The sequence below is a fragment of the Afipia sp. GW821-FHT14H12 genome, assembly GCF_058803465.1.
Map to the genome: position 1 here is coordinate 289,873 of NZ_JBXAOZ010000002.1, position 24,723 is coordinate 314,595.

General features: G+C 62.3%; 22 protein-coding genes. 8 read left to right on the forward strand and 14 right to left on the reverse strand.

What is annotated here, in order from left to right; all coding sequences use genetic code 11:
• The first annotated feature begins 2 nt into the window (after window positions 1–2).
• Entirely contained in the window at window positions 3–548 is a 546-nt protein-coding gene (locus AC1RNA_RS12930) for a dihydrofolate reductase family protein (RefSeq protein WP_048756207.1), read from the forward strand.
• 4 nt (window positions 549–552) lie between these two features.
• Here the strand turns inward: AC1RNA_RS12930 and AC1RNA_RS12935 are convergent, their stop codons facing one another.
• From AC1RNA_RS12935 to aspS, 3 genes are all read right to left on the reverse strand, one after another.
• Window positions 553–1,005, reverse strand: coding sequence for a DoxX family protein (locus AC1RNA_RS12935; protein WP_492951372.1), 453 nt, complete (start codon window positions 1,003–1,005; stop codon window positions 553–555).
• 159 nt (window positions 1,006–1,164) lie between these two features.
• Complete coding sequence (locus AC1RNA_RS12940) at window positions 1,165–3,465, reverse strand: NADP-dependent malic enzyme (RefSeq protein ID WP_009339307.1); 2,301 nt, start codon at window positions 3,463–3,465, stop codon at window positions 1,165–1,167.
• A gap of 47 nt (window positions 3,466–3,512) precedes the next feature.
• On the reverse strand, window positions 3,513–5,285 hold the full coding sequence (aspS, locus tag AC1RNA_RS12945; RefSeq protein ID WP_492951373.1) for an aspartate--tRNA ligase: 1,773 nt from the start codon (window positions 5,283–5,285) through the stop codon (window positions 3,513–3,515).
• 390 nt (window positions 5,286–5,675) lie between these two features.
• On the opposite strand from aspS, the gene rnd reads away from it, so the two are divergent.
• Entirely contained in the window at window positions 5,676–6,824 is a 1,149-nt protein-coding gene (gene rnd / locus AC1RNA_RS12950; RefSeq protein WP_492951374.1) for a ribonuclease D, read from the forward strand.
• An 8-nt stretch (window positions 6,825–6,832) separates the two neighbouring features.
• On the opposite strand, the gene AC1RNA_RS12955 is transcribed toward rnd, so the two are convergent.
• The 5 genes from AC1RNA_RS12955 to AC1RNA_RS12975 all read right to left on the reverse strand — a co-directional run bounded on the left by AC1RNA_RS12955 (window position 6,833) and on the right by AC1RNA_RS12975 (window position 13,260).
• Window positions 6,833–7,966 carry a hypothetical protein gene (locus AC1RNA_RS12955; protein ID WP_492951375.1) on the reverse strand — a complete coding sequence of 378 codons (1,134 nt, stop codon included), beginning with the start codon at window positions 7,964–7,966 and terminating at the stop codon, window positions 6,833–6,835.
• A 148-nt stretch (window positions 7,967–8,114) separates the two neighbouring features.
• Window positions 8,115–9,647 carry an exopolyphosphatase gene (ppx, locus tag AC1RNA_RS12960; protein WP_492951376.1) on the reverse strand — a complete coding sequence of 511 codons (1,533 nt, stop codon included), beginning with the start codon at window positions 9,645–9,647 and terminating at the stop codon, window positions 8,115–8,117.
• 13 nt (window positions 9,648–9,660) lie between these two features.
• Entirely contained in the window at window positions 9,661–11,847 is a 2,187-nt protein-coding gene (locus AC1RNA_RS12965; protein ID WP_492951551.1) for an RNA degradosome polyphosphate kinase, read from the reverse strand.
• Between the two features lie 172 nt (window positions 11,848–12,019).
• Window positions 12,020–12,709, reverse strand: a complete 690-nt coding sequence (locus AC1RNA_RS12970) for a P-loop NTPase family protein (RefSeq protein WP_492951552.1) — start codon at window positions 12,707–12,709, stop codon at window positions 12,020–12,022.
• Window positions 12,710–12,717: 8 nt separating this feature from the next.
• Window positions 12,718–13,260 (reverse strand): CDP-alcohol phosphatidyltransferase family protein, encoded by a 543-nt coding sequence (locus AC1RNA_RS12975; protein ID WP_040298270.1) that lies wholly within the window; start codon window positions 13,258–13,260, stop codon window positions 12,718–12,720.
• A 159-nt stretch (window positions 13,261–13,419) separates the two neighbouring features.
• On the opposite strand from AC1RNA_RS12975, the gene purM reads away from it, so the two are divergent.
• The 3 genes from purM (at window position 13,420) to AC1RNA_RS12990 (ending at window position 16,360) form a co-directional block, all read left to right on the forward strand.
• Window positions 13,420–14,493 (forward strand): phosphoribosylformylglycinamidine cyclo-ligase, encoded by a 1,074-nt coding sequence (gene purM / locus AC1RNA_RS12980; RefSeq protein WP_009339299.1) that lies wholly within the window; start codon window positions 13,420–13,422, stop codon window positions 14,491–14,493.
• A complete protein-coding gene (gene purN, locus AC1RNA_RS12985; protein ID WP_048756212.1) occupies window positions 14,490–15,143 on the forward strand; it encodes a phosphoribosylglycinamide formyltransferase in 654 nt (217 codons plus the stop codon). Before purM ends, purN begins: the two co-directional genes overlap by 4 nt.
• 134 nt (window positions 15,144–15,277) lie before the next feature.
• Window positions 15,278–16,360 carry an autotransporter outer membrane beta-barrel domain-containing protein gene (locus AC1RNA_RS12990; protein ID WP_492951377.1) on the forward strand — a complete coding sequence of 361 codons (1,083 nt, stop codon included), beginning with the start codon at window positions 15,278–15,280 and terminating at the stop codon, window positions 16,358–16,360.
• Here the strand turns inward: AC1RNA_RS12990 and AC1RNA_RS12995 are convergent.
• From AC1RNA_RS12995 to ndk, 3 genes are all read right to left on the reverse strand, one after another.
• Entirely contained in the window at window positions 16,350–17,186 is an 837-nt protein-coding gene (locus AC1RNA_RS12995; RefSeq protein ID WP_009339296.1) for a YjbE family putative metal transport protein, read from the reverse strand. The two genes, AC1RNA_RS12990 and AC1RNA_RS12995, sit on opposite strands and share 11 nt — an antisense overlap.
• A gap of 196 nt (window positions 17,187–17,382) precedes the next feature.
• Window positions 17,383–18,240, reverse strand: a complete 858-nt coding sequence (locus tag AC1RNA_RS13000) for a TerC family protein (protein ID WP_009339294.1) — start codon at window positions 18,238–18,240, stop codon at window positions 17,383–17,385.
• 121 nt (window positions 18,241–18,361) lie between these two features.
• Window positions 18,362–18,784, reverse strand: coding sequence for a nucleoside-diphosphate kinase (ndk, locus tag AC1RNA_RS13005; RefSeq protein WP_009339292.1), 423 nt, complete (start codon window positions 18,782–18,784; stop codon window positions 18,362–18,364).
• 295 nt (window positions 18,785–19,079) lie between these two features.
• Here ndk and AC1RNA_RS13010 point away from each other — a divergent pair, with 295 nt between their 5' ends.
• The 3 genes from AC1RNA_RS13010 (at window position 19,080) to abc-f (ending at window position 21,722) form a co-directional block, all read left to right on the forward strand.
• A complete protein-coding gene (locus AC1RNA_RS13010) occupies window positions 19,080–19,373 on the forward strand; it encodes a hypothetical protein (RefSeq protein WP_009339289.1) in 294 nt (97 codons plus the stop codon).
• 217 nt (window positions 19,374–19,590) lie between these two features.
• Window positions 19,591–19,806, forward strand: coding sequence for a hypothetical protein (locus tag AC1RNA_RS13015; RefSeq protein ID WP_245258158.1), 216 nt, complete (start codon window positions 19,591–19,593; stop codon window positions 19,804–19,806).
• Window positions 19,807–19,862: 56 nt separating this feature from the next.
• A complete protein-coding gene (gene abc-f / locus AC1RNA_RS13020; RefSeq protein ID WP_492951378.1) occupies window positions 19,863–21,722 on the forward strand; it encodes a ribosomal protection-like ABC-F family protein in 1,860 nt (619 codons plus the stop codon).
• A gap of 6 nt (window positions 21,723–21,728) precedes the next feature.
• On the opposite strand, the gene AC1RNA_RS13025 is transcribed toward abc-f, so the two are convergent.
• The 3 genes from AC1RNA_RS13025 to AC1RNA_RS13035 all read right to left on the reverse strand — a co-directional run bounded on the left by AC1RNA_RS13025 (window position 21,729) and on the right by AC1RNA_RS13035 (window position 24,476).
• Window positions 21,729–22,298 (reverse strand): hypothetical protein, encoded by a 570-nt coding sequence (locus AC1RNA_RS13025; RefSeq protein WP_040298336.1) that lies wholly within the window; start codon window positions 22,296–22,298, stop codon window positions 21,729–21,731.
• 174 nt (window positions 22,299–22,472) lie between these two features.
• Window positions 22,473–22,940, reverse strand: a complete 468-nt coding sequence (locus AC1RNA_RS13030) for a DNA polymerase III subunit chi (protein WP_009339282.1) — start codon at window positions 22,938–22,940, stop codon at window positions 22,473–22,475.
• Window positions 22,941–22,973: 33 nt separating this feature from the next.
• The gene (locus tag AC1RNA_RS13035) at window positions 22,974–24,476 is read right to left on the reverse strand and encodes a leucyl aminopeptidase (protein ID WP_492951379.1); all 1,503 of its coding nucleotides are present in this window, start codon (window positions 24,474–24,476) and stop codon (window positions 22,974–22,976) included.
• Window positions 24,477–24,723 lie beyond the last annotated feature (247 nt).

Consider the following 24,723-nt stretch of genomic DNA (forward strand, 5'->3'; position numbering starts at 1 on the left):
TCTTGCCGATCGAAGCCTACGTCATCGTCTCCGCCAACGGCATGCTGGCGGATTCCACCGGTGTCATGCCGGATTCGCTAAAATTCCCGGCCGATCAGGCTTTCTTCGAGAGCGCTCTCGACAATGCCGATCTGATCGTTCACGGCCGCCACTCACACGAGGAACAGAAGCGATCGAACGAGCGGACGCGGCTCATTCTGACCAGCTCCATTCCCGCGCTCGCGCCGGATACCGGACATCCTCATTCGACGCTGTGGAATCCCAAGGGGGCCTCATTCGAGGAAGCCTGCAAGGCAACTGGCGTCTCGCCTTCCGCGAAGATCGCGATCATCGGCGGACCGCATGTCTATGCCTTCTTTCTCGACCGCTACGATGCGTTCTGGCTCTCGCAGGCACATGGCGTCCACCTTGCTGACGGCCTCGGCGTCATGCCTGGCGTGCCGCAACGAACGCCGCAGGCCATTCTCGCTGCCGCAGGACTGCATGCGGCCGAGACGCAGGTGCTCGACGCAGCAAAGCGTGTCGATCTCACCGCCTGGCGGCGCTGACGCCTCAGATATCTGTGTAGGATGATCCCGACGCGGCAAGCTCGCGCGGACGGCCCGCAATCATCAACAACGCGCCGATCAAGGCCAGATTCTTCAACGCCTCGAACAGGCTCGCCGTCCGCTCAGTGGCGGCCGCGTTCCAGAAATCGTTGAAATAGAAAACCGTGAGCACGAGGAGCAGCGCAAGCAGCACCGCGAAGGTGCGTGCGCCCAGATTGGTCGCTATCGCCAGCGCGCCCAGAATCTCGATCACGCCGCCGAGAATGGCTATCACCTGCGTGATCGGCATCCCCGTGAAGGTCTCGATCTGCGACGTGTACTCCGTCAATTGCGCGGGCACGGCGAAGTGAGCGCCGATGGCCTGCGCGGCGCTTTGAAGATCGAGAAATTTGTTAATGCCCGAAACCAGAAACAGGGCCGCGAACAGAATCCGCCCGATGACGTAAAGCGCCGGCATGACTTATCCCCATTGTCCGAGCGAAACGGTTCAACAAACGAAGTCACAACGCCGTCATACAGGACGGCCCGTTTGAGGCCACCCCCATCATGTCAGCCAGACCAGCATAGCGGATGCCGGAAGGAGCGCCATCCCTTGGCGCTCCCTGCCCGGCAAGGCTCACAGCAGGTTCGGCTGCTTCATCCGCTCCTGCGCTTCCACAACGGCCACCGCCGTCATGTTGAGAATGCCGCGCGCGGTCACGGACGGCGTCAGGATATGCGCGGGCCTCGCCGGCCCGATCAGGATCGGTCCGACCGGAAGCGCCCCGGACAGCACCTTGATCATCTGGAAGGCGATGTTCGCCGCATCCAGGTTCGGCATGATCATGATGTTTGCCGAGCCTTCGACACGCGAGTGCGGAAGCACCAGCTTGCGTGTCACTTCCGACAAGGCGGTGTCGCCCTGCATTTCACCGTCCGCCTCGATCTCGGGGTGCGACTGCGCCAGCAGTTCGGTGGCGCGTCGCATCTTCCTCGCCGACTCCGAGTCATGGCTGCCGAAATCGGAATGCGACAGGAAGGCGATGCGGGGCTTGATACCGAAACGCTGCACATGCACGGCCGCCAGCGCGGCGATTTCCGCCAGTTCCTCCGCGGTCGGGTTCGGGCGGATCTGCGTATCGGCGATGAAGTACGAGCCCTTGTTGGTAATCAGCAGCGCCAGCGCCGAATAATCGGTCAGTTCGGGCCGGATGCCGATGATCTCGCGAACGCGGCGCAGATGGCTGAGGTAACGCCCATCGACGCCGCACAGCATCGCATCGGCCTCGCCGCGCTGGACCGCAAGGGCCGCAATCACGGTCGAATTGGTACGCACCAGCGTGCGCGCCGCATCCGGCGTGATGCCATGACGGCCGGCGATATCGACATAGCTCTGCACGTAAGAGCGATAACGCGGATCGTCTTCCGGATTGATGAGGTCGAAATCCTCGCCCGGCTTGATCGAGAATCCCGCACGCTTGAGCCGCGTGGTCACCACGTTGGGGCGGCCGACCAGAATCGGACGCGCGATCTTCTCCTCCACCACGGCCTGCGTCGCGCGCAGGACGCGCTCGTCCTCGCCCTCGGCGTAGATCACGCGCATCGGCTCCTTGCGGGCCTTCGCGAACAGCGGCTTCATGATGAAACCGGAGCGGAAAACGAAACGGTCGAGCTGCTCGACATAGGCATCGAAATCCGCGATCGGCCGTGTCGCCACGCCGGACTCCATTGCCGCCTTGGCGACGGCCGGCGCAACGCGCAGGATGATGCGGGGATCGAACGCGCCGGGGATCAGCGAACCCGGACCGAAGCCGGTCGACTCCGCGCCATCGAAGCCGCGCGTCACCACGTCAGACGGCGGATCACGTGCCAACTGCGCCAGCGCATCGACCGCCGCGCGCTTCATCTCCTCGTTGATCGCCGTCGCGCCGACATCGAGCGCGCCGCGGAAGATGAAGGGGAAGCACAGGACGTTGTTGACCTGGTTCGGGAAGTCGGAGCGGCCAGTGCAGATCATCGCATCGGGGCGCGCCTCGCGCGCCACGTCCGGCATGATCTCCGGGGTCGGGTTGGCGAGCGCCATGATGAGCGGGCCGTCCGCCATCGTCTTGAGCATCTCGGGCGTCAACACGTTCGGACCGGACAGGCCGAGGAACACGTCGGCGCCGACGATGGATTCCGCCAGCGTACGCTTGTCGGTCTTCTGCGCGTAGATGGACTTCCATTTGTCCATCAGCGTATTGCGGCCCTCATAAACGAGACCGTCGATGTCGTTGACCCAGATGTTCTCGCGCTTCGCGCCCATCGACACGAGAAGGTTGAGACAGGCGAGCGCCGCAGCACCCGCTCCCGCCGTCACGATCTTGATGTCTTCGAGCTTCTTGCCGTTCAGCACCAGCGCGTTGCGGATCGCGGCGCAGACGATGATCGCGGTGCCATGCTGGTCGTCATGGAACACCGGGATTTTCATTTTTGCCTTGAGCTGCTCCTCGATCTCGAAGCACTCGGGCGCCTTGATGTCCTCGAGGTTGATGCCGCCGAAGGTCGGCTCCAGCGCGGCCACGGTATCCACGACATGAGAAACGGTGTGCGCATCGATTTCGATGTCGAACACATCGATGCCGGCGAACTTCTTGAACAGGACCGCCTTGCCTTCCATCACCGGCTTGGACGCCAGCGGGCCGATATTGCCAAGGCCGAGAACGGCGGTGCCGTTGGTGACGACGGCGACGAGGTTGGAGCGGATCGTCAGCGAGGCTGCCTGCGCGGGATCGGCGGCGATCACTTCGCAAGCCGCCGCAACGCCCGGCGTGTAGGCCAATGCCAGGTCGCGCTGGTTGCCGAGCGGCTTGGTCGCCTGGATCTCGAACTTACCGGGACGCGGCAGGCGATGGTAGGACAACGCCGCGTTACGTAACTCGTCCGACGAATTTCCCATTTCTGAAGCCAATGCTTTCCGCCGATGTGGTCTCGGCGCTCCCTCGATCAGTTTTGTGGAAGGTTGAGCCTGATGTGCAGTTCACGCAACTGCTTGGTTGATACGTCCGACGGCGCGCCCATCAGCAGATCTTCCGCACGCTGGTTCATCGGGAAAAGCGAGATTTCGCGCAAGTTGTTCGTTCCGCATAACAGCATAACGATTCGGTCTACCCCCGCCGCCATGCCGCCATGCGGCGGAGCACCATACTGGAAGGCGCGGTACATACCGCCGAAGCGCTCCACCACGGTTTCCTCACCGTAACCGGCGATCTCGAACGCCTTCACCATCGCGGCAGGCTTGTGGTTGCGGATACCGCCCGAGGCGATCTCGTAGCCGTTGCAGGCGATGTCGTACTGGAACGCCTTGATGGTGAGCGGGTCCTGCGTCTGCAACGCTTCAAGACCGCCCTGCGGCATCGAGAACGGATTGTGGGAGAAGTCGACCTTCTTCTCCTCCTCGTTATACTCGTACATCGGGAAGTCGACGATCCAGGCCAACTCAAACCGGTCCTTGTCGATCAGGTTCAATTCCTCGCCGAGTTTGGTGCGGGCGAGACCTGCGAACTTCCAGAACTTCTGCGGATCACCCGCGACGAAGAACGCGGCATCGCCGTCCTTGAGGCCGAGTTGCGTACGGATCGCGGCGGTACGCTCGGGGCCGATGTTATTGGCGAGCGGCCCTGCGCCCTCGCCACCTTCACGCCACATAATGTAGCCGAGGCCCGGCTGGCCCTCGCCCTGCGCCCACGAATTCATGCGGTCGCAGAACGCGCGCGACCCCCCGCCCGGCCCCGGAATAGCCCAGACCTCGTTGCCCGCCTGCTCCAACATGCGTGCGAACACCTTGAAACCCGAACCACGAAAGTGCTCGGAGACGTCCTGCATGATCAGCGGATTGCGCAGGTCCGGCTTGTCGGTGCCGTATTTGCGCAAGCTCTCGGCGAACGGAATGCGCGGCCAGTTCTTCGTCACCGGCTTGCCGTTGGCGAAATCCTCGAACACGCCGGTGATGACCGGCTCCATCGCAGCAAAAACATCGTCTTGCGTGACAAAGCTCATCTCGAGGTCGAGCTGATAGAACTCGCCCGGCAGGCGGTCGGCGCGCGGGTCCTCGTCGCGGAAGCACGGCGCGATCTGGAAGTAACGGTCGAAGCCCGACATCATCAGGAGTTGCTTGTACTGCTGCGGCGCCTGCGGCAGCGCGTAGAACTTGCCGGCATGGATGCGCGACGGCACCAGGAAGTCACGTGCGCCTTCCGGCGAGGACGCGGTCAGGATCGGGGTCTGGAATTCGAAGAAGCCTTCCTTCTTCATCCGCGCCCGCATGGAATCAATGATTTGCCCGCGGGTCATGATGTTCTGGTGAAGCTTCTCGCGGCGCAGGTCGAGGAAGCGGTATTTCAACCGGACTTCTTCGGGGTATTCCAGATCGCCGAACACCGGCAGCGGCAGTTCGGCCGCCTCGCCCAGCACTTCGATGTCGGCGATGAACACCTCGACGGCACCGGTCGGCAGATCGGGATTGTCGGTGCCCTCGGGGCGGCGGCGAACCTTGCCGTCGATCTTCACCACCCACTCCGAGCGCAGCTTTTCCGCCAGCTTGAACGCCTTGGAATCCGGATCGATGACGCATTGCGTCATGCCGTAATGATCGCGCAGGTCGATGAACAGGAGACCGCCGTGATCGCGGATGCGGTGGCACCAGCCCGACAGGCGAACGTTGGAGTCGATGTCGCTCTCGCGGAGCGCGCCGCAGGTATGGGACCGGTAGCGATGCATGGGAATCCTGAAAAAGGGTCGAACAAAGAATCGGAAAAGCGCGGACGGGCGCGCGTGGCAGGGGTTTACCCGAGCCGGGTTCACCGGGCAACCGAGGGATCGCCGAAAGCGGGGGCAAATCGACCTAAAAGGCCAATAAAAACAATACAAAATATCACCACCTGAAAAGCTGGCCGAGCTCCCGGCCTCAACTTCCTCCGGCCTGATCGCCGGGCTCCGGGCGAGCCGCTTCCCCAGATTCCGGAAATAGGAAACCGTCCCGCCAAATCCGCCGCGAGGGGATAGGCGGTTGACGTTACCCCTTCAGATTGCTTGAAAAAGCAGATCAAAAAATCGGTCATCCGCCCAAACGGACGCGACATCCGGCCGAGGAACGTTTATGCAGCAGCCATGGAATTGATTAACAGCACCGAGCAACTGGCCGCCGTCTGCGCGCGGCTCGCCCGGCACCCGTTCGTCACCGTCGACACTGAGTTTCTGCGCGAGACGACCTACTATCCCCTGCTCTGCGTGGTGCAGCTCGCCAGCTCCGACGAAGCAGTGGTCGTGGATGCCCTTGCCGAAGGCATCGACCTCAAGCCGTTCTTCGATCTCATGGCCGACGAGAAGGTTCTGAAGGTCTTCCATGCCGCGCGGCAGGACATCGAGATCGTCTGGCATCTGGCCGGGATCGTCCCGCATCCGGTGTTCGATACGCAGGTCGCCGCCATGGTGCTCGGCTATGGCGATTCCATCGCCTACGATCAGCTTGTCGGCCGCATCACCGGGCACAAGCTCGACAAGACCCACCGCTTCACCGACTGGTCACGCCGCCCGCTGACCAAGGAACAGAGCGCCTACGCGCTTGCCGACGTCACCCATCTGCGCGACGTGTTCACGGCACTCGACGCCGACCTCAAGAAACGCAAGCGCGCCGACTGGGTGAGCGAGGAAATGGACGTCCTCACCTCGCCCTCCACCTATAACGCACCACCGGAGCGCGCCTGGGAGCGCCTCAAGACCCGCGTGCGCAAGCCGCGCGACCTCGCCGTCCTGATCGAGGTCGCGGCGTGGCGCGAACGCGAGGCGCAGACCCGCGACGTGCCGCGCTCGCGCGTGTTGAAGGACGACGCCATCGGCGACATCGCCACCCATGCGCCGACGACGCTGGAGAAGCTCGCGCACCTGCGCTCGCTGCCGAAAGGCTTCGATCGCTCGCGCTGGGGGCAGGACATCGTCGAGGCGGTGAGACGCGGGGTCGATCGCGATCCCGCGACGCTGCCCAAGCTCGACAAGCCGCGCGGCAACGGCAACACCGGGGCTACCGTCGAGCTTCTGAAAGTGCTGCTGCGGATGACCTCCGAGAAGCATGCGGTCGCGAGCAAGATCATCGCCACGGTGGACGATCTCGAACAGATCGCCGCCGACGACGAGGCCGACGTTGCCGCCATGCACGGCTGGCGACGGGAGCTGTTCGGCGAATCCGCGCTCGCGCTCAAGCACGGCAAACTTGCGCTGGCGATCGAAAAAGGCCGCGTGATCGGCACCGAGCGCAAATAGCCCCAGTCTTAGAGATACGACGCCAGCGTGTTCTGCACCGACTGCTGGGTCTTGTAGCTTGCCAACACACGACTCGTGGTGGTGTCAGTCACGCCCAGAACGGTTTTCTCCTCCGCACTCATATTGTTGTAGGTTTGCATCAGGCCGAGCGCACCGGTCGAGCTTGAATCAGTGCTGCCGTTACTGGTCGGGAACAGCGTATTGTACATCGTGGTGCGCGTTCGCTGATTGAGTTCCTGCTTCGCAGCATAGATTTCGTCGCTGGAGAAGGACGAATCCGGATTGAGCACGATCGTTGCGAGCGTTCGGTTGTCGAAATTCGTAAAATCGACCTTCTGCCCGCTGGTCTGCGACGAGTAGAACGACAGCGTGGTTCCGTTATCCTTGGCCTTGTTTTCCTGATCGTCGAGCATCGCGCGGGCATTGGCAGCAACCTGCGAGGTCGTCGCATCGGAGCCGAGCGTGGTGATACCGCTGTCGGGTGCATCGAGCAGCGCCGCGACGGGATCGTTGGCGTCACCCGTGTCCGGTGCCTTCCCGAAATTGCTCTTGGCGGCAGACAGGCCAGTTGTGACAGCAAGCTTCTGCGCTTTCCAGGTAGCCGTTGCCTTCTCGCCGTCGCTCGCCTGATCGAGATAGTCGGACGCCGCCTGATAGAGACTCGCATAGTCCCCCGTGTGACGGGCGATGACGACATGCGACGCCATCGCGTTGTTGAAACGCGCCTGCAATTCGCTGGTTGCGGCCGCACTCTCGTCTGAGGTGAAAAGGCCATCGGTATTGGAGGCCACGGCCGACAGCGTGGCACGGCTCTGCGAACTGAAATCGACGGCCACCTTGCCATCGAGCATCGCCGACGAAATACCGAGTGAATCGTATTGCGTATCGAACCATTCGCGCGCATTCGCCGCGAGCGTGTCGAGCGATACGTCTGCGCTGTCGCCGGTCGCAGCCGCATCCTGCATGCTTGCGAGATAGCTTTTCGCCGCATCCGAGAGCGTCACATTGGTCGATGAGGAAGATGACGAATCGGAATCCTGCTCGTCCAGCACCTGTGCGAGGCTCGGCTGCGCTGTCGTCGTCGCGTATCCTTGCGAAGCGGAATTGAGCAGCGATGTCGAATAGGCTCCGATGGTCGTCATGGGCTGGCTCCGGAGGCTGTTGTTACCTCTCGGAAGGGCATTGCAGGAGTCGTGCCACGCCAGCGATGTAAAATTCAGGGATGTTTGAGAGGGCTCCCTCTCCCGCCACTGCAAAAGCAGCCGGGTCCGGCAAAATCTGCCGGTCGGTTTAGTGCACTTCGGCCACGCCGCTACGCCCCACCAGCCGCGCGAGCTGCTTGAAGCGATTACTGATGCGGTCGCCCACCAGACCGCCGATTCGCCTATCAAACGCCAGAACGAGCTTCCGCCCCCGCGCCCTAAAATGCGTCGCGGGCAACACACCCGGATGCGCGGCAGAGACCAGATGCCCGACACGCAACATTTGTCCGACCAGCCGTGCGCGTTCCGACATCGCGGGTGACAGCAGCACGCTCAGCCCGGTGCGCGGCTGGTTCTTCTCGCCGATGCCCGCATAGCGGAAATAAACCGCGAGCGCGAGGAACACACGCTCTTCATGGGTTGCCGCGCCGAAATTGCCGTTGGCGATGACATGCAGCGTCTCGTCGCCGCGATAATCGGGATGCGCGCGCCAGCCGAGATCGGACAACAAACATGCAGCATGGCGCAACCGCCGGTCTTCCTCGGTCTCCTTGATTTTCGCAACCCTGACGAAACGGTCGGTCCAGTCGATCAAATCATCGGCGTGATCCGGCGCCCGCGAGCGCAGATCGTTCAGATGGCGCGCGGTCGAAAGCAGGCCGTCCTCCCTGCGTACCGGCTCGGGCAGCATCTCGTACAGCAAGCCCTCGCGGACGCCGAAGCTCGAGAACATCACCGTCTCGGGTTTTGCCGTGAGGATGATGTATTCGAGAACCAGCGCGGCATAGGCCAGCAGCGGGCGGCGGGCTTCCGTCACTGTTTCCACATCGGCCAGCATGTTGTTCAGCACCAGCTTGCGCAGGCGGCGGACGAAATCGAGCGCGCTCGCGGCCGGAAGGCTGTAGCCGTGCATCACCCGCAGCGGATAACCGCTCTGGAGAATGTGAATGCGCGCCAGCGCGCGCCATGTGCCACCCACCGCATAGAAAGTACGCCCCCTGCCTTCCAGCAGTTGCGGCACCGCGGCAAGTTTGGTGCGCACGATACGCACGGCCTTCTTGATCGATTTCTGCGAGGAATCCTGCAGCGCAAGCCCGCCAAGCGGCAGCGTGACGCCGGAGCGCACGCGATGGCCACGCACATCGATCAATTCCAGCGAACCGCCGCCGAGGTCACCGACGATGCCGTCCGGCCTGTGTACGCCGGACACCACGCCGAGCGCGGACAATTTGGCTTCGCGCGCACCGGACAGGACTTCGATATCGACGCCGCAGATGCGCTCCGCCTTGGCGATGAATGCCGGGCCGTTGGTCGCATCGCGGCAAGCGGCGGTGGCAATGGCATAAAGCTGCCCGACCTTCATCAATTTGCAAAGTGCATGAAACCGCCGCAACGCCGTCAGCGCCTTCGCGACCTCGCTCTCGCCTAGCAGCCCCGTGGTCTGCACCGCGCGCCCCAGTCCGCACAGGACCTTCTCGTTGAAGATCGGCGCGAGGCTGCGCGTCAATTCCTCGTAGACGACAAGGCGCACCGAGTTCGAGCCGATGTCGATGACGCCGACCGTTTTCTCTTTTGGCTTGCGACGAGCTGAGGGGTGCGGCCGCAACGCGCGCGACCGCACGACAGAAGCCGGGTCAGCGTTTCGAGCGGCGCGTGAGCCTGCGCGGCGACGATTCTTTGAGCGATTTTCCACGGCCGGACAGACTCGGATTCGTCATGAAGTATTTGTGCACGTTGAAGGGTTCCTCGCCCTTCCCGGCCTTCATACGCGTTGACGATCCATCCGGCAATAACTGCCAGCTCTGTTCGTTGTCCTCCAGATTCGCCACCATGATCTGGTCGAGAACCTGCGAATGGACGGTGGGATTCTGCAGCGGACACAACACCTCCACGCGGCGGTCGAGGTTGCGCGGCATCATGTCGGCGGATGCGATATACACAGCAGCCTTCACGCTCGGCAGTCCGTGTCCCATCCCGAAACAATAGATGCGGCCATGCTCGAGGAAACGGCCGATGATCGACTTGACGCGGATGTTTTCCGATAGCCCCGGCACGCCCGGCCGCAAGCAGCAAATGCCTCGCACCACGAGGTCAATCGAGACACCTGCCTGCGAGGCCGCGTAAAGCGCGTCGATGATATCGGGATCGACCAGCGCATTCATCTTCATCCAGATCGCGGCAGGCTTGCCGTGGCGAGCGAAGTTCGCCTCCGCCTCGATATGTTCGAGAATGCGCTTGCGCAGCGTCAGCGGCGACACCGCCATCTTCTCGATATCGACGGGCTCCGCGTAGCCGGTGATGAAATTGAAGACCCGCGCGGCGTCGCGCGCGATCACCGGATCGGAGGTGAAATACGACAGGTCGGTGTAGATGCGCGCCGTCACGGGATGATAGTTGCCGGTGCCGGTGTGGACATAGGTGGTGAGCCCGCCCCCCTCGCGCCGCACGACGAAGGACAGTTTCGCGTGGGTCTTGAGTTCGAGGAAACCATAGACGACCTGCACGCCCGCGCGCTCGAGATTGCGCGCCCAGCGGATGTTGGCCTCCTCGTCGAAACGCGCCTTCAACTCAACCAGCGCCGTGACCGACTTGCCCGCCTCCGCCGCTTCCGCCAGCGTGCGCACGATTGGGGAATCCCGCGAGGTGCGATACAGCGTCTGTTTGATCGCCACGACATCAGGATCGCGCGCCGCCTGTTGCAGGAACTGCACGACGATGTCGAACGACTCGTAAGGGTGATGGACGATAAGGTCCTTCTGCCGGATCGCCGCGAAAATATCGCCGCCATGGTCGCGGACGCGTTCGGGATGGCGCGGCACATAAGGCGTGAATTCGAGATCGGGACGATCGACGCGAGTCAGTTGCGACAGTTCGTTCATCGCGAGCAGCCCGTCCACCACCAGTACGTCGTCATCCGGCGTGGACAGCGCCCGCTGCACGAAGGCGCGCAAATCCTCGGGCATCGCTGCCTCGACCTCGAGGCGGATCACCGAGCCGCGGCGGCGGCGTTTCAAGGCCGTCTCGAACAGACGGACGAGATCTTCGGCCTCTTCCTCGATTTCCAGCTCGGAGTCGCGGATGATGCGGAACGCGCCGCGGCCGCTGACCGTGTAGCCGGGAAACAGCCGGCCGATGAACAGGCTCGTCACCTGCTCGATCGTGATCATCCGCACGCTGCCATCGGTCCCCGCCGGCAGGCGAATGAAGCGGTCGATCTTCACCGGCAGGCGGATCAGCGCATTCATCGCCTTGCCGTCCGACTTGCGGACGAGATGCAGCGCGATGGTGAAGCCGAGGCTCGACAGGAACGGGAACGGATGGGCCGGATCGATCGCGAGCGGGGTCAGCAACGGGAAGATATTGTGAAGGAAATGATCCTCAAGCCATTTGGTCTCGGACTTGGTGACGTCGCGCCCTTCGACCAGCACGATCCCGGCATCCGCCAGCACCTTATGCAGCTCGCGCCAGATCGCCTGCTGATCGTTGGCCAGCTCCGAGACGGTCTGATTGATGAGGTGCAGCTGTTCCGTGGGCGTGAGGCCGTCGGGGCTGCGCTCGGCCACGCCCTCGCGGATCTGAGCCTTCAGGCCCGCAACGCGGACCATGAAAAACTCGTCCAGATTGTTGGCCGAAATCGACAGAAACCGGACCCGCTCCAGCACGGGATGGTCGGTATTGACCGCTTCTTCCAGCACCCGGCGATTGAAGTGAAGCCAGGACAGTTCCCGGTTGATGAAGCGTTCGGGGCTTTCGCCGATTCCGGTCAGGGAAACCTCCGTTTCGTTTTCACTTTTATTTACAGAAGCTTCCACCGCATCCATGACGTAATCCATGAAGATTTAGAGCGACTCTCGCCCATCATCGGCAAAGCACATGACGAATAGATGACAGGAACGTTCCTCCGCCAATAAGACGCAGCGGGAAGCGCCCCGGCGGCGAAGCCTAAGCTGATCCTCTTGAAATGTCAGGTATCAGGGAGTCCTCAGCGGAGGCTTAAAGCGGCAGCGTGCCTTGCCCCCGAAACAGCGTCGCCGCCAGCGCGCGGGTGATCGGGCGGCGTTGCCGCAGTGCCTCCGCGTCGAGCAATTCCACCGCCTGACGCGCGGCCGCGAACGACCGCTCGATATGGGTCGCGAGATAGCCCACCACGCCCTCGTCCACCGCCATCTGCCGGTCGGCACAGAATTTCACCAGCAGCGCGCGCAGCAATTGATCGTCCGGCGGCTCCACAGTCACGACCGGAATGGCGCGCAGGCGCGATCCGGCATCGCGCAGTTCGATCTCGAACGACGCCGGAGCCATCCGCGCCGTCATCAGCACGAACGCATTGGTTTCCCGCGCGAGATTGAGCAGGTGGAAAATCGCGCGCTCGTCGAAGTGGCCCGGCTCCAGATGCTCCACCACCAGCGCGCCGGTCGCGAGCGAGGCCGGAACATCGGCGGACGTGAGCGCATGCGCCCCCACGATGCGCGCGCCGGAGATCGCCGCCCAGATCGCCGCGAGATGGCTCTTGCCGCACCCTTCCGGCCCGACCAGCATCATCACGCGGTTCGACCAGTCCGGCCAGCGTTCCACCAGCCCCAGCGCCTGCGCGTTGCTCGGCCCTTCCAGATAATCGTCGCGCGACAGGCTTTCCGCATGCGGCAATTCGAGCGCAAGCTGACGGGGCGGCGTGCGGGACATCGGCGCGCTCACATCGCCTCCGGGGTGCCGACATGGCGGACCCAGGCAATGAAATAGAGGACGACCGACCACAGCGTCAGGATGGTCACCGCCGCCATGAGGATCGCATCATAGGGCGAGGCGTTGAACTTGAACCCGAGTGCGGCCAGCACCAGCGCCGCGAAGCCCACCTGCGCCACCGTGTTCAGCTTCGAGGCCATCAGCGGTTTCACCGGCATCGGATTGTCCAGTATCCACGAAACGATCATCGCACCCACGATCATGAAATCGCGCGACACCACCAGAATGACGAGCCAGCGCGGGATCGCTCCTGTAATCCCCAGCGCGACATAAATCGAGACCAGAAGCGCCTTGTCGGCGATCGGGTCGAGCAGCGCGCCAAGCTCGGTGGTCATGTTGAAGCGTTTGGCCAGGAACCCGTCCACGGCATCGCTCAGGCCCGCCACAGCGAACAGGACGAAGGCGACCGTCATCTGCGAGGCAGCGATCGCCCACACCACCAGCGGGACGAGGACGATGCGGCCGAGCGTAATGAAATTGGGGATATTCAACCCGTAAATCCCGTTTGGCGGCTTCATTTGCGCGGCGCCGGGGCAGCGGTGATGCGCTCCGGCTCCGTTCCTTCTAATAATCTACCCTTGCTGCGGAGGCGAGCCATTGCACGGCTTGGGAATCCGACGTAACCACCGCCCAAGTTTCGGGAAAATGGCATGAGCGACAAACAATCCGGCCTCACTTATTCGTCTTCCGGCGTTGATATCGATGCCGGTAACCGGCTGGTCGACCTCATCAAGCCGATGGTTCGCGCGACCGCCCGCTCCGGCGCGGATGCCGAGATCGGCGGCTTCGGCGGCCTGTTCGACCTCAAAGGGGCCGGTTTTCGCGATCCGGTGCTGGTCGCCGCCACGGACGGCGTCGGAACCAAGCTGAAAATCGCGATCGAGACCGGCATCCACGACGGAATCGGCATCGATCTGGTGGCCATGTCCGTCAACGATCTGGTCGTTCAGGGTGCCGAGCCCTTGTTCTTCCTGGATTATTTCGCCTGCGGCAAGCTCGACCCGAACTCCGCAGCGACCATCGTGGCCGGGATCGCCGAAGGCTGCCGGGAATCCGGCTGCGCGCTGATCGGCGGCGAGACCGCCGAAATGCCCGGCCTCTACCAGAAGGACGATTACGACCTCGCGGGCTTCGCGGTTGGCGCAGCCGAACGCGGCACGCTGCTGCCCCGCAAGGACATCGGGCCAGGCGACGCCCTGATCGGGCTGGCCTCCTCGGGCGTGCATTCCAACGGCTTCTCGCTGGTACGCAAGGTGGTCGAGCGCACCGGCCTGGCCTTCGACGCGCCCGCGCCGTTCGCGCCGGTGATGAAGCTCGGCGGTGCCCTGCTCACTCCGACAAAGCTCTATGTGAAGTCCTGCCTGAAGGCGATCCGCGAGACCGGCGGCATCAAGGCACTGGCCCATATCACCGGCGGCGGTTTCACCGACAATATCCCGCGCGTGCTGCCGAAGACTCTCGGCGTTCGCATCGACCTTGCCGCCGTACCGGTTCTGCCGGTGTTCAAATGGCTCGCCCAAGAAGGCAACATCGCCGAACTCGAGATGCTGCGGACCTTCAACTGCGGCATCGGCATGGTCGCGGTGGTCCAACGCGACAAGGCCGTCGATATCATGAAGGTGTTTTCGGATAACGGCGAGCGTGCCGTCCTGCTCGGCGAGGTGACGGAAGCCACCGGCTCCGAGCGCGTCGTCTATGACGGCCATCTCGATCTCGCACCATGACCAAGCGCCGCGTCGCCATTCTGATTTCCGGCCGGGGCTCCAACATGGCGGCCCTGATCCAGGCGGCCCGGGCTCCAAACTTTCCAGCAGAGATTGTGCTCGTGATGTCGAACATCGCAGGCGCAGGCGGGCTGGAGAGCGCACGCGCGGCCGGCATCGAGGCGGTGACTGTGGAGAGCAAACCGTTCGGAAAAGATCGCGAAGCCTTCGAGCGCGCGATGCAGGACGAACTGCTCAAGCGCAACATCGATCTCGTCTGCCTTGCCGGATTCCTGCGCTTGCTGACGCCATGGTTCGTCCAGCAATGGGACGGGCGGATGATCAACATCCACCCCGCTCTGCTGCCGTCCTATCGCGGCCTGCACACCCATGAGCGCGCGCTCGCGGACGGCGTGAAAATCCACGGCGCGACCGTGCATTTCGTCATCCCCGATGTCGATGCCGGGCCGATCATCGTGCAAGGCGCTGTCACGGTGCATGACAACGACACGCCGGATTCTCTTGGCGCGCGCGTGCTCCAGATCGAGCATCGCATCTATCCGCAGGCGTTGCGGATGGTGGCAAGCGGACAGATCTCCATCGACGGCGGGATCTGCAAGAACACCGTTACGACGGCCACCGAAAAGACGCTGATTTCACCCGCTTCCTAGTGTGGCATACACTGTGGCGCATTGACCACAAATCCCTTCAATAGCTCATGGCCAAGGCTGCGGCGCGTTGAGGCTGTGCGCGGTTCCATGCGATCATTCCGGCTATATATCGTGTCTCCGGTACCGGCAGCCGCATGAGCCCATTGAAATCCGCAGCGAAACGCACCTGTTCCGTGGCCGCGTTGTCTCGCATCGCCACGATCGCATGTGCAGCCGTAACGCTGCCATCCGCTGCCTACGCGCAGTTCCTTCCCACGCCGACACCCCTCTACAGCACCAATTCAGCAAGCGCAGCCCAGCTCGATCTGGGAAGCAATTTCTTGCAACGGCTGGAGCGCGCGGCGGCGAGCGGATACGCCGCGCGCGATAACAGTGCCGGCGGCGGTGCCTCGTCAGATTTCGCCGAGCCTGTCTATCGAAGCTGGTTTGAGGGTTACGGCACATCCGCGCGCACCGGCGCGCAATTGGGATTTCCCGGCGACAAACGCTCGACCGGAGGTGGCGTCGCGGGCATCGGCATGACTGTGGCGCCCGGATTTAATCTCGGCATCGCGGTCGATCAAAGCCACACCAACATCGACGTGCCGCTCGCATTGCAGTCGGCGAAACTCGACCTGACCCAACTCGGCGTCAACGGCTCCTATGTCAGTGGCCCATGGACGGTGGCCTTCGCGGCAGTGCATGGATTTGCATCCGTCGATGCGAAACGTCAGACGGTCAGCGGATTTGCGCTTTCAAACTATCGTGGCGCCGTCGATGGCGCGCTTGGTGAACTGAGTTATTACCAGGCGCTTGGCCATAGCCGTATCGTACCGAAGGTCGCGATCGAATATGTCGTCGCTCACACCAACGCTTTCAACGAAACCGGCGGGTTCGAGCCCGTCAATGTCGCCGAATCGAACGCGCAGCGCGCGCGAGTCCTGCTCGGCGCTGAAGCCGGCCATTACTGGATCGTCGGCAGCCAGATCATCGACGTGTCGGGCTATGGAAAATTCGTCGACAATTTCTCGCAGACGATGTCGCCGTATCTCGTCAGCCTTGGCTCCAGCAGCATCCTCATGCAAGGCATCCGTGAAAGCCAGTATGGCGCAGACGCCGGCGCCGGCCTGTCATGGAGCATGAACAGGACGGCGCGGCTTTATGCCAATTATGACGGAAAATTCCGCGATGGCTTCCACTCTCACCAAGGCACGCTGGGCCTCGAGTTTAAGTGGTAGCCTCCACCGGCACGGCGGCGTGCTCTGACATCGCACGCCTGCGCCACATCGAGCCGACGACCAGAACCAGTGCGACACCGAGAAGACCAAGGATGAGCTCGCCCAGGTTGGTGCCGACCTGCATATGGCTCGGCAGACTGAACACCGCCGATGTCGGATCGATGTTGAGAGCGATCTGACCATCGAGAACGCGCTGCAGATACGGGTGCACGCCCGGATCCGTTGCGATGACCTCGCCAGCAACCCAGCCCAGCAACGCAGCGCCGAGCCAAACCAGCGCAGGGAGGCGATCAAGCAACGCCATGATCAACGCGGCGCCCGCGACAATCATCGGAATGCTGATCAAAAGACCCAGCACCAGAAGAACCACGCTGCCGTTCGCAGCGGCGGCCACGGCGATCACGTTGTCGAGGCTCATGATGATGTCGGCGACGGCAACGATCTTGACGGCCGCCCACAGATGCTGTGCCGCCTGCACATTATCTTCTTCATGCTTTTCGGGCACCAGCAGCTTCGCCGCGATGACGAGCAGCGCGATACCGCCGACCAGCTTGAGATAAGGCAGCGCCAACAGAGAGGCGACGATGAAGGTGAAGATGATACGGAGGCCTACCGCGACACCAGCACCGAGGATCATGCCCCACATCCGCTGACGCGGTTCGAGGCCGCGGCAAGCCAGCGCAATAACGAGCGCGTTGTCGCCGGAAAGCAGAATGTTGATCCAGATAATTTTTGTCAGCGCTACCCAGAACTGCGGTTGCTCAAGTTCTGTTAAAAAACTGCTGAAGAATGTGCTGATCGTCGCCGTATCAAAAATATCCAACATCGTCTCTGAGCTTCGCCTCCACCTGGGTACCACCTCTCGGTACCGCAAATGATGAGTCTTGTCTGGGAGGCGATATGTCGCAAACTTTTGAGACGATATGTCGCAAAGCCGGGGCTAGTCAGCCCCGGCTTTGACTAATTTGAACAGAATGTCGCAGTTGATGCGCTTCGCTCTGCGATTTAGAGCAACGCGATGGTCAAGTTGTCGCAGTCGCGACTTCTGCTTCCGTCGACGCAGCCGCCATCTCTTCGAGCTTGCGACGGCGCCAGATCGTTCCTAACGTGAGAACGATAATCACGCCGAGCGCCGCGAAAATGAGCTCGTCGATCTCGCCATCCAGGCGCAGATGTTCGACGAAGCCAAACAGCGGCGACGTCGTATCGACGTTGATGCTGATGTCACCGTTGAGCATCGCATGCAGGCGCGGCGCGACTGCAGGATCCGTTGCAATCACCGCACCACCGATCCAGCCGAGCAGAACCGCGCCGAGCCAGACAAGAATCGGCAAGCGATCGAGAATCGCCATGATGAGCGCGGCGCCGGCGATGATCATCGGGATGCTGACGGCAAGGCCGACGATCAGCAACGTGAGCTGACCGTTCGCGGCGGCGGCCACCGCGATCACGTTGTCCAGACTCATGATGATGTCGGCGATGACGACGATGCGGACGGCGTGCCAGAGATTGGCGCCCTCCGCGACATGGCCCTCGCCGTCGTCCGGAACGAGAAGCTTGGCCGCAATCACGACCAGCGCCAGTCCGCCGACGAGCTTGAGGAACGGAAGCGTCATCAACTGGGCGACGATGCCGGTGAACAGGATCAGCAGGACAACCGCGATGCCCGCGCCGATCACCATGCCGAGACGGCGTTCCTTCGGCGGCAGGCCACGGCAGGCCAACGCGATGACGAGCGCGTTGTCGCCTGACAGAAGGATGTTGATCCAGATGATTTTGCTCAGGCCAACCCAGAACTGAGGTTGGACAACCTCAGTCCGCATTTGAGCAAACGCATCGACAAAGGAAAATGAGCCGATTGTCTGGAGTATGTCGTGCACCGTGTCTCCCCCACTGGTTATTATGCCGCAGGCCATTTTGCCGCAGGTGGCATATTCAATACCAGTATTTTCGTAGGGGCCCAGTGGGCCGCGTCAAAGTGACGCGCGACAGTTCCCGTTTTTACCCGACGATCTCATTGCCGGAGAAAAACTGTGCAATCTCAATGGCCGCGGTTTCGGCCGCATCGGAACCATGGACCGAATTCTCGCCGATCGACTTGGCGTGCACCTTGCGGATCGTGCCTTCGGCGGCCTTCGAGGGGTCGGTCGCGCCCATGACGTCACGATACTTGGCGATGGCACCCTCACCTTCGAGGACCTGCACCACGACCGGACCGGAGGTCATGAAATCGACCAGCTCGCCGAAAAACGGACGGGCCTTGTGGACCGCGTAGAACGTCTCGGCCTGGGCGCGGGTCATGAGGATGCGCTTCTGGGCAACGATGCGCAGACCGGCTTTTTCGATGATGGCGTTGACGGCGCCCGTCAGGTTGCGCTCGGTCGCGTCGGGCTTGATGATCGAAAAGGTGCGCTCGGTCGCCATGAGACTTAATCCTTGATGGAATTGAAAATGGGAATTGTGCGGGGCTTATAGCGGTGCCCCCGCAGCGCGGCAAGCGCCGGTATCTTGAGACCAGAGCCTTTTCGTCACCCGGAATTCCGGGCGTAACATTACGTCGATTTCATCAAAATGAACCCGATCTGAAGGGGCCATCCGCACGCCATTCACGTTGGATAGCATAGGGTTTCGTCACTGACCTGAAGGTGCGTTACGGCGCGCGTGAGAGCGTCAACTTCACCGACGTGCGCGGTTCGCGCCATGGCAAGGAGAAATGATCATGTTACGCAAATTCGGCCTCGGACTGGTTGCCGCTTCCGCACTCATTATCGGCACCGCCGGCATGACATCCACGGCATCGGCGCGCGGCGGGCATGGTGGTCATCACGGCGGCGGTGGCCACTGGCATGGCGGTGGCGGCCATTGGCACGGCGGTGGCTGGGGCCATCGTGGATGGGGTCCCCGCTTCTATGGCGGCCCCTATTATTACGGCGGCTATGGCGGCTGCTACGTTCGCCGCCTCGTCCCGACCCCGTGGGGTCCGCGCTGGCGGCTCATCAACCGCTGCTACTAAGACACGACCCTTCTTTCAGAAAAGCCCGGCTTCTAGCCGGGCTTTTTTGTGCGCGCACGACCCGTGCGATGGGATGGTTCCCGATTCGCTTCGCGACAAATCGATTCAATATTTACCGATTACTCACCATCACTTTCGAAGGCCTGAAACATTCCTTGGCTCTCACCATTGGTGAGATACGATCAATTTGAATGAAATGGTGGCGATGGTGAGCGTCATGGCAAACCTTTCGGCAAAATCGTCTCCGCATGGCGGCATCGAGATCGATCACCGCACCAGCCGCGCGGTTTGCGAAGGCATCGGTGAGCGGTTGCGCGAGCAGATGAAGCCGACCGCGGCGTTGCCCCACCATCTTCAGGAGCTCATGAACCGCTTCCGGGAGATCGAGGATGCCCCCTCGATCATCCCTGATGCGGGCATGGCCCGGCGCTAGGCTTTTTCGCCTTCTGGCGGCTTGCACTCGCACCTCATTCCGGGGAGAACCCCGGCATGCTTTCCATCCAGGACATCTCGATCCGCATCGCCGGGCGCGTGCTCATTGAAAACAGCACGGCGCAGATCGTACCGGGCGCGCGTGTGGGTTTCGTCGGCCGTAACGGCGTGGGCAAATCCACGCTGTTCCGGGCGATCCGTGGCGACCTCGCGCTGGAGAGCGGATCGATTTCCATACCGCCCCGCTGGCGAATCGGCAGTCTCGCGCAGGAAGCGCCCGACGGACCCGAAAGCCTGATCGACGTCGTGCTGAAAGCCGACGTCGAACGCCACGCGCTATTGCAGGAGGCCGAAACCGCGCACGACCCGGTGCGGATCGCCGACATCCAAACCCGGCTTGTGGATATCGAAGCCCATTCCGCGCCTGCCCGCGCGGCGGCGATCCTGAGCGGCCTCGGTTTTTCCGCAGCCGACCAGTTGCGCGCCTGCCAGGAATTCTCCGGTGGGTGGCGGATGCGCGTGGCGCTCGCGGCCACGCTGTTCGCCGCGCCGGATCTGCTGCTGCTCGACGAGCCGACCAACTATCTTGACCTCGAAGGCACGCTCTGGCTTGAGGACCACCTCGCCAATTACCCCCGCACGGTCATCGTCATCAGCCACGACCGCGATCTGCTCGAAACTTCCGTCGACCAGATCCTGCACCTCGATCACGGCAGGCTCACGCTTTACAAAGGCAGCTACTCCTCGTTCGAAGAACAGCGCGCCACGCGCGAGATGCTGGACGCCAAGCACGCAAAGCGGCAGGCCGACGAGCGCAAGCGCCTGCAGGCTTTCGTCGATCGCTTCAAGGCGAAGGCATCGAAGGCGAAACAGGCGCAGTCGCGCGTCAAGATGCTGGAGCGGATGAAGCCTGTCACGGCCCTCGTGACGCAGGACGTGCGCGAGATCACGTTTCCCGAGCCGGAGAAACTGCTGTCGCCGCCGATCATCGCGGTCGATGATGTCAGTGTCGGCTATGAACCGGGCAAGCCGGTCCTGCGGCGCGTCACGCTGCGGATCGACAACGACGATCGCATCGCCCTGCTCGGGGCCAACGGCAACGGCAAATCCACGCTGGTGAAACTACTCGCGGACAAGCTGCCGCCGTTCTCGGGCAAGATTGTCCGCGCCGCCAATCTGTCGGTCGGCTATTTCGCTCAGCACCAGACCGACGAACTCGATCTGGAAGGTTCGTCCTATGACCATCTGCGGCGGCTGATGCCGGATGCGACGGAGACGAAAGTCCGCGCCCGTGTCGGCGCGATCGGTTTCTCCGGCAAGGCGGGCGACACCACCGTGAAAAATCTGTCCGGTGGCGAGAAGGCGCGCCTGCTGCTCGGGCTTGCGACCTTCGCCGCACCGAACATGATCATCCTCGACGAGCCGACCAACCATCTCGACATCGACAGCCGTGCAGCACTCGCCGAGGCGATCAATGAATTTTCCGGCGCGATCATCATGGTCTCGCACGACCGCTATCTGATCGAGGCCTGCGCCGATCAATTGTGGGTGGTCTCGGACCGCACCGTGAAGCCATATGACGGCGATCTTGATGAATATCGCCGCTCCGTCCTGAGCGCACGAAGCGCGCGCACGGCCGATCAGACCCGTACCGTTCGCGAAACCGAGAAACCAGCGCGAAGCAAAGTTGAAAAGAACGCGCTGAAGCAGAAAATCTCAAGCGCGGAAGCCGAGATCGAGCGCATCGGCGGCATCATTGCGAAGATCGATACGGCGCTTGCCCTGCCCGATATCTTCCAGCGCGACCCGAAACAGGCGACACAGTTGACCAAGGCGCGCGCCGCCGCCGAGGCTGCGCTCAAAAAAGCCGAGGAAGAATGGCTGGAGGCCAGCGCCTCGTATGAAGGCGCTGACTAAAGCGCATTACGTGTGCTTTTTCTTGGAATGCTTGGCCGGTTTTTTCGGCGGAGGCGGCGCCTGGACCGCATCGATCGCTGTGAGACGGCCTGCGGTAAACGTGTAAATGCCCGGACGCGGACCCTGCGTATAGGTCAACACAGTCTGACGTTCACCGCGCTCATTCGCTCCGATATTGACGTTGTTGGGTGTACCGGCAGCCCGCGCCACATCGCATTCGGTATGACCGAGCGCGACCACACCTCCCGCAGGCAATGCCGGGGCTGCTTGCGTCGCACCAGCCTGCGGATTGGCTGCTTCGCCCTGCTGCTGGGCATTGACGTCCGCCGGCAATCCGGCAGGTGCCATACCGGGGCAAGCTCCTTCCGCGGTGATGAGATCGTCCGGCGAAACCGGCTTGTCCGTATGCAGCGGAGGCGTCTCAAGCGACAGCGACTTGGTGTTGAAGAGCTTCCCGGGGCGAGTGAACCATTCCTGATCCTTGAGTGAGTAATCACTCAAGGTGCCACCGCAACCGCTCATCATCGGAGCAATGACGAGCACGGATAGCGCCGCTTTCACAACGGATCGAGACACGAAACTCTTCAAGTCAATCAACCGCAAAACTGGAACCCCCACGTTCCGCTTCATTTCCTTGGCGCAAATCACTCCGCCAACGGCGAGCACCCGTCCCCACGGGCGCTTGCATCATCACTTTGCGGCACGATGGTGGCTAACCGCAAGCATCAAAAAGGAAAGATCGCCCTATCCTTAACCACCGCCGCGCAAATCCTTGCGCTGCCAGCGGCCCCGCTCATCCGCTTGCCAGTAAGTCTGCTCGAATCCCCTCGCCTTGCAATCGGTCCACGCCGCACGCGCCGCACCAAGGGCCTCGTCGTCATCACCGTTGAAGATGAGAACGACGCGCTGATACGCCGAACAATCTATGGGCACCGGTGCGCCATCGACCAGAAAGCACACCGACGCGCCGTTGGGATTGGCGTCGCTCACCGTGAGCACCACCGGCTCGCTCGCGGCATCGGCTTCGCGCCATGTGCCGTGCGGCAGGAATGAATCGTCGCGATACGTCCACAGATGGGAGTCGAGCATGTCGGCGCGCTCCTCCGAGCCCACCTGCACGACGACACGCCAGCCACGCTCGAGCGATTTCTCGAGCAGCGGCGGAAGCACGTTTTCCAGCTTCATATCCTGCAAATGGTAGAACAGGACTTCCGTCATCGTCATCGGACTCCGGCGCTGGATCGCAGGCGGCTATCGCTTGGCCTCGTAATGCTCGGCAACAAGATGGTCGAGCAGACGCACGCCATAACCCGAGCCCCAGCTCGTGTTGATGTCGTTCGATGGCGCGCCCATGCCGGTGCCCGCGATATCGAGATGCGCCCATGGCACGTCATCGACAAAGCGCTGCAGCAGTTGTGCTGCGGTGATCGAACCACCCCAGCGCCCGGCCGCGTTCTTCATATCGGCGAATTTGGAATCGATCTGCTTGTCGTATTCAGGACCGAGCGGCATGCGCCAGACGCGCTCGCCGGTGGCGGCGCCGGATTTCGACAGCCGCTCCGACAACTGATCGTTGTTGGAGAACAAGCCCGCATATTCGGTGCCGAGCGCCACCATGATCGCGCCGGTCAATGTCGCGAGATCGATCATGAATTTCGGCTTGTACTTCTGCGCGACGTACCACAGCACATCCGCCAGCACGAGGCGGCCTTCCGCGTCGGTGTTGATGATCTCGATGGTCTGGCCCGACATCGTGGTGACGATGTCGCCCGGGCGCTGCGCGTTGCCGTCCGGCATGTTTTCGACGATACCGATCGCGCCGATCGCATTGACCTTTGCTTTGCGTCCAGCAAGCGCATGCATCAGGCCGACCACGCAGGCCGCGCCCGCCATGTCGCCCTTCATGTCTTCCATGCTGCCCGCGGGCTTGATCGAGATGCCGCCGGTGTCGAAACACACGCCCTTGCCGACGAAGGCGACCGGTTTGTCGGCCTTGTTGGCTGCGCCATTCCAGCGCATCACCACCATACGGCCTTCATGATACGAGCCCTGCGACACGCCGAGCAGCGCGCCCATGCCGAGCTTGGTCATCGCCTTGACGTCAAGAATATCGACCTGGACGCCGAGCTTGCGCAACTGCGCGGCGCGGCGCGCGAACTCGGCGGGAAACAGCACATTCGGCGGCTCGTTGACGAGTTCGCGCGCGAGCAGCACGCCATCGACGATATTGGCATCGCGCGTAAACGCCTTGCGCGTGGCCGCGACGTCGGCGACGGCGACCGAAACCTGCGCGACGAGCGCCTTGTCCTTGTCTTTCGTCTTGGTCTTGTAGCGATCGAACTTGTAGCCGCGCAGCCGTGCACCGGCGGCGACGTTCGCTGCCTGATGCGGCTTCATCGCGCCGCTTGGTAGTTCGGCGACAAGTGTCACCGCGCTCGCGCTCGATCCGAGCTTGCCAGTCACGGCACCGCCCAGCTTGATGAAATCCTCTTCCTTCACCGAGCCGGCCTTGCCGGTGCCCGCGACGATCAGACGTCCGACCTTCAGGCCCTGAGGCGCGAGAAGATCAAGCGCCGAGCCGCTTTTGCCCTTGAACTCGGCTGCCAATGCGGCGCGCTTGATGGAGTTCTCAGCGCCCGCCAGCAATTTGCGGCTCGCTGGGCCGAACTTCATCGATTCATCGGTGAAAACGACGAGGACGCCCTTCGGCGCGGTCGAAAACGGGACAAAGCCGACCTTAACGGCGTCGGTCATGGGGAATCCTCCAAACTTGAACTTGCGGCTGAGTGCTGCGGTGGGTGCGGGACTATATGCGCCTCCGTCTCCGCCCTGCAAAGTGCCGGACAAAGGCGGCTTCATCACGATACGGACGGAGATACCCCGAATCGTGACGCGAAAGCCACGCAAACAGCTTTTGTTAACCACTCCGCCCGCGCTGCCTTAGGCCAGCCATTTTATCGGCGGATCAACGGGATAGTTGAGTTATAATAGCTTCACGCGA

Excerpts from the sequence above, each read along its gene's own strand:
- AC1RNA_RS12955 (WP_492951375.1), bottom strand. The coding sequence starts at position 7,966 with ATGACGACCATCGGAGCCTATTCGACATCGCTGCTCAATTCCGCTTCG.
- abc-f (WP_492951378.1), top strand. The coding sequence starts at position 19,863 with ATGCTTTCCATCCAGGACATCTCGATCCGCATCGCCGGGCGCGTGCTC.
- AC1RNA_RS12970 (WP_492951552.1), bottom strand. The coding sequence starts at position 12,709 with ATGTCCCGCACGCCGCCCCGTCAGCTTGCGCTCGAATTGCCGCATGCG.
- AC1RNA_RS12995 (WP_009339296.1), bottom strand. The coding sequence starts at position 17,186 with ATGTTGGATATTTTTGATACGGCGACGATCAGCACATTCTTCAGCAGT.
- AC1RNA_RS13030 (WP_009339282.1), bottom strand. The coding sequence starts at position 22,940 with ATGACGGAAGTCCTGTTCTACCATTTGCAGGATATGAAGCTGGAAAAC.
- AC1RNA_RS13035 (WP_492951379.1), bottom strand. The coding sequence starts at position 24,476 with ATGACCGACGCCGTTAAGGTCGGCTTTGTCCCGTTTTCGACCGCGCCG.
- rnd (WP_492951374.1), top strand. The coding sequence starts at position 5,676 with ATGGAATTGATTAACAGCACCGAGCAACTGGCCGCCGTCTGCGCGCGG.
- AC1RNA_RS12965 (WP_492951551.1), bottom strand. The coding sequence starts at position 11,847 with ATGGATGCGGTGGAAGCTTCTGTAAATAAAAGTGAAAACGAAACGGAG.
- purN (WP_048756212.1), top strand. The coding sequence starts at position 14,490 with ATGACCAAGCGCCGCGTCGCCATTCTGATTTCCGGCCGGGGCTCCAAC.
- AC1RNA_RS13010 (WP_009339289.1), top strand. The coding sequence starts at position 19,080 with ATGTTACGCAAATTCGGCCTCGGACTGGTTGCCGCTTCCGCACTCATT.
- AC1RNA_RS12940 (WP_009339307.1), bottom strand. The coding sequence starts at position 3,465 with ATGGGAAATTCGTCGGACGAGTTACGTAACGCGGCGTTGTCCTACCAT.
- AC1RNA_RS12935 (WP_492951372.1), bottom strand. The coding sequence starts at position 1,005 with ATGCCGGCGCTTTACGTCATCGGGCGGATTCTGTTCGCGGCCCTGTTT.
- AC1RNA_RS12990 (WP_492951377.1), top strand. The coding sequence starts at position 15,278 with ATGAGCCCATTGAAATCCGCAGCGAAACGCACCTGTTCCGTGGCCGCG.
- AC1RNA_RS13015 (WP_245258158.1), top strand. The coding sequence starts at position 19,591 with ATGGCAAACCTTTCGGCAAAATCGTCTCCGCATGGCGGCATCGAGATC.
- ndk (WP_009339292.1), bottom strand. The coding sequence starts at position 18,784 with ATGGCGACCGAGCGCACCTTTTCGATCATCAAGCCCGACGCGACCGAG.
- purM (WP_009339299.1), top strand. The coding sequence starts at position 13,420 with ATGAGCGACAAACAATCCGGCCTCACTTATTCGTCTTCCGGCGTTGAT.
- aspS (WP_492951373.1), bottom strand. The coding sequence starts at position 5,285 with ATGCATCGCTACCGGTCCCATACCTGCGGCGCGCTCCGCGAGAGCGAC.